This window comes from Salmonella sp. SAL00670, assembly GCF_046552235.1.
Classification (GTDB): domain Bacteria; phylum Pseudomonadota; class Gammaproteobacteria; order Enterobacterales; family Enterobacteriaceae; genus Salmonella; species Salmonella enterica.
In genome coordinates this window covers 1-542 of sequence record NZ_JBGDUO010000024.1, presented here as the reverse complement: position 1 = coordinate 542, position 542 = coordinate 1, and the positions used below count along the sequence as shown (strand labels likewise).

The window sequence follows — 542 nt, the reverse complement described above, 5'->3', positions numbered from 1 at the left end:
AATTTGAGAGACTCACGAACAACTTTCGTTGTTCTGTGTTTCAATTTTCAGCTTGATCCAGATTTTTAAAGAGCAAAACTTCGCAGTGAACCCTTTCAGGTACACTCTGAAGTATTTTTTCGTAAACACTCACGAGATGGTGGAGCTATGCGGGATCGAACCGCAGACCTCCTGCGTGCAAAGCAGGCGCTCTCCCAGCTGAGCTATAGCCCCATCGTGTAGTCAGAACCTCTTACCTTTGATTCGTTTCCGGGCGCGGCGTGGTGAAGCGAAGCATACTGAAGTATGCGAGCTTTGCCACAACAAAGCACGGGAGCGAATCTGGTAGGCCTGAGTGGACTTGAACCACCGACCTCACCCTTATCAGGGGTGCGCTCTAACCACCTGAGCTACAAGCCTGTAGAGGTTTTACTGCTCGTTTTTCATCAGACAATCTGTGTGAGCACTGCAAAGTACGCTTCTTTAAGGTAAGGAGGTGATCCAACCGCAGGTTCCCCTACGGTTACCTTGTTACGACTTCACCCCAGTCATGAATCACAAAG

Annotated in this window: 2 tRNA genes and 1 rRNA gene; all 3 read right to left on the bottom strand. The window is 49.1% G+C overall.

The features are described 5' to 3' along the window. Window positions 1-137: 137 nt before the first annotated feature. A tRNA-Ala gene (locus ACLJRS_RS23600) sits at window positions 138-213 on the bottom strand. Between the two features lie 109 nt (window positions 214-322). Continuing rightward, window positions 323-399 (bottom strand) — tRNA-Ile (locus ACLJRS_RS23595). A gap of 69 nt (window positions 400-468) precedes the next feature. After that, a 16S ribosomal RNA gene (locus tag ACLJRS_RS23590) occupies window positions 469-542 on the bottom strand; the annotation flags it as partial.